Below are 7593 nucleotides of genomic sequence, written 5' to 3'. Positions count from 1 at the left end.
GTTCTATGCTGTCCAAGCCGACCGCGAACACCTGGTCGGAATCAAATAGCGCGAGTCTCCATCAGACCCAGGGCGCTTCAGTCTTCAAAACATACAGCCTCGGCCTATCCACCAGTCGTGACGCGTGGTGCTACAACTACTCGCACAGTGCAGTCGAAACCAACATGCGCCGGATGATTGACGTCTACAACGCCCAGGTGGATCAAGTGCAAGCGGGAGTCGTCTCCCTCGAGGACGCTGAGGCTGATCCCAAGCTCATCAACTGGAGTCGCGGTCTACGCAAAGACCTGTCCTTGCACAAAAAGCACAATTTCAGGGCATCTGGGGTTCGTCTGGCCATGTACCGGCCGTTTTCCAAGCAGTATGTCTACTTCGATCGTGGGCTCAACGAGATGGTTCTTCTGATGCCCTCTATGTTCCCGGCTCCTGAGCACACCAACGTCGGCTTCTATGTGGTTGGCGCAGGATCTGCTGTGCCCTTTTCTGCGATCATGCTGGAAGATTTGCCCAATCTACATGTCACCGGAGCCGGTAGTGGCGGACAGTTCTTCCCGAGATGGACCTACGAGAAGGCAGATGTGCCGGAAGGCCAGTTTGACCTCGGTGCCTCGGACCATGGCGTCGACAAGTACGGGTATCGAAAAGTCGATAACATCACCGACGAAATACTCGCCGACTACCAGTCCTATTACGGAGCAAAAGTAATCAAGGACGATGTTTTTTACTACGTCTACGGCCTCCTGCACTCCCCGGACTACCGCTCCATGTATGCGGCGGACTTAACAAAAATGCTCCCGCGTATTCCCAAAGTCGCCAGTACCGAGGACTTCCATGTCTTCGTTGCCATGGGCCAGCAACTGGCCAGCCTGCACCTAGGCTACGAGGCGGCAGATCCTTACCCCTTGACGGAGGTGATCAAGGATGGCGCCCCCGCGGACGCCGTCGAGCTCTACCGAGTAACCAAGATGAAGTACGGGCCCGAGAAGGACAAGAGCAAACTGGTCTACAACCCATGGATCACCCTCGAGCGCATCCCGGCCGAAACCCACGAATACATGCTCGGATCTCGGTCCGGTATTGACTGGCTAATCGACAGATACCAAATCAAGGTCGACAAGAAATCAGGGATCATCAACGACCCCAACGACTGGGCTGCCGAACACGCAGAACCTCGTTACATCCTGGACCTCATCAAAAGGGTGACCACAGTCAGCGTCCGCACAGTCGAGTTGATCTCGCAGTTGCCAAAGCTGGAGATCGCGAAGCTTTGAGAGGGTAGATTGCGCTGGACACCGAAAAACCTGCACAAACCGGGTAGATTGGCACTGCCGTTGACAGCCGCATGAAATCCGTTGGTGGCGAGTGTGGAAGGCCGCCGCTTCAGCGACGCCAGGGGCTGAGCAACTGCATGGCTGCAATACGGGTTGGATCGCTTGATGAGAAGGGCAGTGATGACAGCACAGACCACTCCGGGGCTAACTTCCCTCGGGTCGTGCAAGGATGCCACGTGACCGAAGTGGTGGAGGTGCTAGCTCCGCATCAGGAACTGAGCAGAAGTCTCCGGCAAGCTCGGTACGGCGTGGCCTACCTTCGTGCTGTTTGCGCACAGGCGGGCGTGAAGCTCGTGGAGACGAGCCCAGACGAAGATGTCAGTGGAGTCGACTGCCTACTGAGCTTCCCGCAGTTTGATACCCGGGTGCAGGTAAAGTGCACCGCCAGGCGGCTCGGCAGGACGACTGGCACCCTGTCTTATCACATCGGCGAAAAGACATTTCGAAAGTGGGCGCGAAACCAATCGCGAACCTACATTGTTGTAGTGATTGTTCCCGAAAACTCTGATGCATGGGCCGATTTTGACGTCGACGACGAGACACCTGCCCACTGCGCGGCATACTGGGCAGAAGTCGACAGGGACAGGACCACCGAGCCATGGACTGTTCAGGTGGAGAGGGGGCGACGCCTTACGCCGGAAACCCTTGCCGACTGGCACGCACTAGAGATGGAGGACACCTACGGTGCTTGATGTAGATCGCGCCGTTCTAAGCGTGCTTCCCACTGACGGTCTTCGAGACGATCTTACTGACTACATGCGTGGAATTGGATGGTCCATCACTTCCAGTGGTCGTGGTGGAGAGATGTGGTCGTCTCCTCACGGTCGACAAGTCGGAATCCCTTATCAACTGACTGTAGAAACCCCTGAGACCGTTGGAGTGCTAACCCGCATCGCCGCCGACCTAGGCCAGTCTGCCAGAGATACTGCGCTAGTTCTTCGAGGACAATGGATCGACACTTTTGCTTTCCGGGCATCCTCTGACGTCTACATCCGAGATACTATCCCTGCGAAGGCCGGTGCGGACCTTTTTCAATCCGTATGGAGACTGCTACGCGCAGCAGCTACAACTTCGCTAACCCCAACACCACAGATAAGTGGTAAATGGTCAGCCCAAGGGGATGAAGCGATCGACAATGCTCGCTTTGGGCAAACTGAACGCGGATCCTATATTCTTCCACTGCTTGTACCCCTACAACGGGAACTTGGTGATACGACAGATACTCTAAACATAGGCGGACACTACCACGAGCCTCCGGCTCGCCGAGCAACTCGTACATTGATTGATGCACTTGATGCCGTTAATCGAGTAATTATCCAGCCAGAGTCGCAACCTTCTTCCTCGGCCGTAGCTGATCTCGTGCAGTTCGGTGTGAGCAGAGAATTGATCACTGCAGTCAGTTCAATTGTCAAACATGAGTCCGTAGCTAATCTCGACATAGCCGTCGATTGGGCAGACCGCATCGAAGCGCCATCTAAAGCTCCACTGCACCTGACAATTCCATCAGACGCAAGAACTCGACTGGAAATGGTCGCTCCTCGATTTAAAAAGACCCGCATGCCTAAGGTTGAGACCTTAAAAGGCCCCATCTGCCTAATGGCGGACCGGCCAGGCGATACTATTGGGCACGCATCGATAGAAACAAGCCGGAATGGCCGACAAAGTCGTGTTGATGTCATTCTGAACCGGGAACAGCTGGCGCAAGCGCACGACTGGTTCAAAAGTCACGACACCATAATTGTTCAAGGTCAAGTCGAATCGACACCGAAGGGCCTTCTCATTCGGACGCCCCAAAGATTCAATTCTCTAAATGAATCTATGATTTTTGACGAATAGCGCATAATTAATAATTAATACCAAGAGCTGGCTGTCTATCCGCATCAATGGGCAGGCGTAGCGTTGTATTTTTAGGCAACTGAAAGTTTGCTACAGCTTGCAGTACCTGTAGCGTCTCGGCACTTTCAATTGACGCAGTGGGGCGCCGATCGATGGCTTGGGCTACTTTTCCTTGCGAACACCCTTGAAGCTGCCGCCGGTTTGTTTCGCTTGTACGAACCGACCGGTGGAGCTGCTGCGCTTCACCCAGGTGCCTGAGGCCGTCTTTATTTGGGATCGTCCGGTCACAGCGCCACGTCGGGATCCGTGTCCAGTGTTCTTTGCCATGGTGCCTCCTAGCCGCCCATCTTACCCATTGGTGGGGACGCTTGGTTGTATGGACTTCGGGGCCGAGGTGGGACGTGCGGACTCCCGTGCCGGGACACTCGGTTGTGAGGAGACGGTCGGTCCTGGAGCAGGCTCGCCTCCAGTCTGATCATCACCTGGATGCCATACGTATAGGACGACGGAGACGAGGATCAGAGTCAACAGGGTGGCACTCAGGATGACCGAGCTGACCCACCTCAAGCGCGAACCGAGCGTGGAGGGCTCTCTGCCTAGCAGCACTGAGGCCGCAAGAGCTGCTGGACCGACGATGAGGGCCAGCGAACGTAGGTCCGTAGGCTGCTCAATCATTAGGGCGAGGATGAGTAGCGCCAACAGAAGAGTGGCGAGGTATGGCACCAGTTGGAGGCGACGCAACAACCCAAGTTGAAAACTGAGACGTATTCGGTAGTCACGGTCAACATCGTGAGCATAGAAAGCGCGATTTTGGGGATCTTCGCGCGTCTGGAACGCCCCATAGGAATATTTATTTGAGCCGGGCTGCAACGCGCGAAAGTCTCGGATCCAGACGTTGGGGTCCGTCACCTTAAAGGTGACATGGTTTGTCTGCGCGTCGGCAATCACAAGTTCTTGAGTGCCGCGATTGCGTACTGTTGATAAATGGACGTCGCGGCGTTCGGCGATTTTTACCAAGAACGGCTCATCCAGCGGAACGCGCATTGCTACCATTAAATCATAGTTGTTAGCATAATCAGCGAGAACGTCCAGAAACTCTCCCGCTGCGTTAGGCGCCGCCTTCTTCGCTTCCCGCTTCATGGCCATGACTAAGTCTCGATACTGGTCAAGCCATTCAGTGGCCTCATCATCCGTGCTTAGCGTCCCGGCAGCAAATAACTCCGGTAGCACTAGTACCGGATTCTCCGGAGCAGAGTAGCCGCGAAATATATCGAGGCGGGGCCTCAATGCGTTACGGCAAATTTCGCCAATTTCCTCCCATTTGGCCAGTGTTTCGCGCGGTACAGGCCGGTCCAAGCCAGCCTCGAGGTACTCTGCCAAAGTCAAGCCGTTAATATCGGTCAGCAACTCTCCTGTAAAACCACACACTGCGCTTAGCAATTTGTGCAGTTCGGGGGTTACCTCTTGTCCGCAAAACGTAGCCACCTTTTCCAGGTAGAGAGCCTGCCGCTCCGCTATTTCAAGCCTCGGAAGCACCCAACCCTCGCCTTCGGGGCCCTTTACATCGAAGTCCAAAAGCGGCCCGCGGGGCATCGGAGCGACGTAGAGGGCAAGCAGAGCGTGAGTAGTGCCTTCTGGCACTTCGGCGCCGATGTGCTCGCGCAAGGGCGCTACCTGCAATGACCTCCGGCGCATACATGTGGTCGCGGTGTCGACCGAGATCTCCTCTACCACCCGCACCCGCCAGTTGAGCGGATTGGCTAGAAGTTCGACGGTCACCTGACGATCATCGACCAGGTTCACCGCAGTCTCGGTCACACTTGCCTCCACCCAGATTGATTTTGTTGCTCACCTTCTGCTGCACATTACACCTGGTCTCAAAACCCGATCGGCCGTTGCTCGTCCTTGTTCGGTTGGCCGACCATGCCTGCATGGCCAAGAGGAAGCACCAGTGGATGGTCGATGATCAGCTGTGGGAGCTGGTCTCCCCGCTCATTCCGCCCCAGCCACCGCCTCGAGGTCCTGGTGGGCGGCCGCGGATCGATGACCGGGTGGCCTTGGAGGGGATCCTGTTCGTGCTCCATACCGGGTGCCGGTGGCGGGATCTGCCCCCGGAGCTGGGTTGCGGATCCGGGCACACGGCCTGGCGGCGGCTGCGCCACTGGCAGGAAGCCGGTGTGTGGGAGAAGCTGCACCAGCGGGTGCTCGATGAGCTTTCCGAGGAGCAGATGCTGGACTGGTCCAGGGGCAGCATCGACTCGGTGTCAGTGCGGGCTAAAAGGGGGGCGAGCTGACCGGCCCCAACCCCACGGACCGCGGAAAATCGGGGACGAAGTACCACCTGCTCACCGACGCGGCCGGGCTGCCCCTGCACGTAATGGCCTCGGCCGCCAACGTCCACGACAGCAAACTCTTCGAGCCGGTGCTGGAGACCACCCCATCCGTGCGTGGCCGACGGGGGCGCCCGGGCCGGCCACGGCGCCGCCCGGAGAAACTGCACGCGGACAAGGGCTACGACTACCCGAGGTGCCGCCGTTACCTGCACCGGCGAGGCATCAAGGCCCGGATCGCCCGTCGTGGGATCGAGGCCAAAACCCACTTGGGCCGGCACCGCTGGGTCGTGGAGCGCACCATCTCCTGGGTCCTGCGGTTCAAGCGCCTCGGGCTGCGCTACGACCGCACCGAAGCCACTCTGGTGCCGCTCCTCCTGCTCGCCGTCACGCTCATCAACGTCCGTCGACTGCGGCAAGCGACTCAGTGATACGACCGCGTTCAAGTCTCAGGCCGTTTGTCGTGCCCACGCCAATGACCACCGGTCAGGAGCGCTACGTCTCCAATTCCAGCACGGCGCCCAAGCAGACCGAAGGCTTGTGAACGACCGCAACAATGTCCGAAACGGAATCACCCGTCAGCTGACACCGCCCCTGAGCCGCCTATCGAACGATCAGGCGGCGCGGCAGATACCTGCGGCGCTACTGCCTTGCGGTAATGCCGCGAAGACTGGATGTAGCCGTGGCGTTCGTAGAACCGGTGGGCTCGCTGGCGCCGGTTCGACGTCGAAAGCTCCAATACAGTGGCCCCCATTTCCCGGGTCACCTGCTCCGTTGCTTCCAGCAGCAACGCGCCGACACCGTGGGAACGCTCGGTTTCGTCGACCACCAAGGCCGTGAGCCTGGCCTTGTAAGCGCTCTCGGTCAAGAACGGCACCCGGTGGACGTGGGTCAGACCGACCACTCGAGACCCGATCTCCGCCACCAGGCACCGGTCATCTGGCGAAGCGGCGTTCACCCAGATTCGCACCCAGTCCTCTTGAGGGGTGTAGCCCAGTTGTACGAGCAGTCCCACCATGGCGGGGACATCAGTGGCACAAGCCCGACGGATCCTCATGACGGAGGTGTCCACGACCACGATGACCTTCTCTCTCCATGGATACAGGTCGGCACCATGCCGAGCTTTCTCCTGGTGTCTCGTCATGGGCCACCATCAACTCTACGACGCTGTTTTGAGACCAGGTCTTAGCTTCCGGTCCGCGTGGAGACGTGTCACCGGTCTGTGATGGGCCCATGTATCGCTGCCATTGGACTTCGTCAGAGCTGACCTTCGCGTAGCGGCGGCCCACGTTGACGACGGTAGGTCGGCGCCGGCGCCTGAAACGAACAACACATGCTCACGCCAACTGTCTCCCATGCCATGGGATGCGAGACGTCTCGTCCGGGAAATTTGCGTCCGCATGTGTGAACCGCATCGATAAGTGGCGGTGTTCTGACGGAGCTAAATGGCGGCATCGAGGTCTTGCGTCCCGATCGGAGTCGTCGGGCCGGCCGAGCTCGAGGTGATCGACGTGTTGATCGCTCTCGGGCGACTGTCCCACTTCCTTGGTAGTGGGACGGCCCGCGTGGGGATCCTTGCCCGATGTGCACGATCGGCGATTCCTGTACCAGAACTTGGACCAAAAGTGCTGAACCATTTAGGTCGTACGGAACCGACTTCCGGTACGCTGGGCGCATGGAATTGGGCTACGCGCGGGTCTCGACGGCCAAACAGGACCTCGACCGGCAGATCGATGCCCTCCGGCAGGTCGGGATCGCCGCCGAGCGGATCTATGTGGACAAGAAGTCCGGGGCCACCACGGAGCGTCCCGGGCTGACCGCGGCGCTGGCCTACGCCCGGGAGGGTGATGTGATCGTGGTGCACACCCTGGACCGGCTCGGGCGCACGGTGCGCGACACCTTGAACCTGATCCATGACCTCGCCGAGCGGGGGGTGGGGGTGCGCAACCTGGCGGACCCGATCAAGGTGGACTCCACCAATCCGAGTGATCCGATGGCGCAGTTGGCGGTGGTGCTGCTGGCGTTGTTCGGGCAGATGGAGCGCACCTACACCCTCGAGCGGGCTGCTCATGCCCGGTCGGTGGCCGCGGCGAAGG

General features: G+C 58.7%; 7 protein-coding genes. 5 read left to right on the top strand and 2 right to left on the bottom strand.

Annotated elements, in window-relative coordinates:
• The 3 genes from AS25_RS08535 to AS25_RS14635 form a co-directional block, all read left to right on the top strand.
• On the top strand, positions 1–1271 hold a 1271-nt coding region (locus AS25_RS08535), incomplete at its 5' end, for a type ISP restriction/modification enzyme (RefSeq protein WP_367379155.1).
• A 236-nt stretch (positions 1272–1507) separates the two neighbouring features.
• Positions 1508–2023 (top strand): DUF4365 domain-containing protein, encoded by a 516-nt coding sequence (locus tag AS25_RS14250; protein ID WP_172644432.1) that lies wholly within the window; start codon positions 1508–1510, stop codon positions 2021–2023.
• Complete coding sequence (locus AS25_RS14635) at positions 2016–3167, top strand: hypothetical protein (protein WP_156960938.1); 1152 nt, start codon at positions 2016–2018, stop codon at positions 3165–3167. Before AS25_RS14250 ends, AS25_RS14635 begins: the two co-directional genes overlap by 8 nt.
• Positions 3168–3515: 348 nt before the next feature.
• Here the strand turns inward: AS25_RS14635 and AS25_RS14630 are convergent, their stop codons facing one another.
• Complete coding sequence (locus AS25_RS14630) at positions 3516–4985, bottom strand: hypothetical protein (RefSeq protein ID WP_156960937.1); 1470 nt, start codon at positions 4983–4985, stop codon at positions 3516–3518.
• Positions 4986–5098: 113 nt separating this feature from the next.
• Here AS25_RS14630 and AS25_RS14245 point away from each other — a divergent pair.
• Positions 5099–5928, top strand: a protein-coding gene (locus AS25_RS14245; protein ID WP_156960936.1) for an IS5 family transposase whose coding sequence is annotated in 2 segments (ribosomal slippage) — positions 5099–5444 and positions 5444–5928 — 831 coding nt in all. Because the reading frame shifts where the segments join, the coding sequence is not laid out codon by codon here.
• 140 nt (positions 5929–6068) lie between these two features.
• Here the strand turns inward: AS25_RS14245 and AS25_RS08515 are convergent.
• Positions 6069–6515, bottom strand: coding sequence for a GNAT family N-acetyltransferase (locus AS25_RS08515; RefSeq protein ID WP_172644431.1), 447 nt, complete (start codon positions 6513–6515; stop codon positions 6069–6071).
• Between the two features lie 657 nt (positions 6516–7172).
• On the opposite strand from AS25_RS08515, the gene AS25_RS08510 reads away from it, so the two are divergent.
• Positions 7173–7593 (top strand): recombinase family protein (locus tag AS25_RS08510; RefSeq protein WP_035964300.1); only part of this gene is annotated, 421 nt, incomplete at its 3' end.

The organism is Kocuria marina (assembly GCF_000786655.1).
Classification (GTDB): domain Bacteria; phylum Actinomycetota; class Actinomycetes; order Actinomycetales; family Micrococcaceae; genus Kocuria; species Kocuria marina_A.
The sequence above is the reverse complement of the archived record's forward strand: the minus strand, read 5'-3'. Positions and strand labels throughout refer to the sequence as shown.

What these genes read in the sequence shown, in the direction of transcription:
- AS25_RS08515 (WP_172644431.1), bottom strand. Translation starts at nt 6,515, where the DNA reads ATGGTGGGACTGCTCGTACAACTGGGCTACACCCCTCAAGAGGACTGG.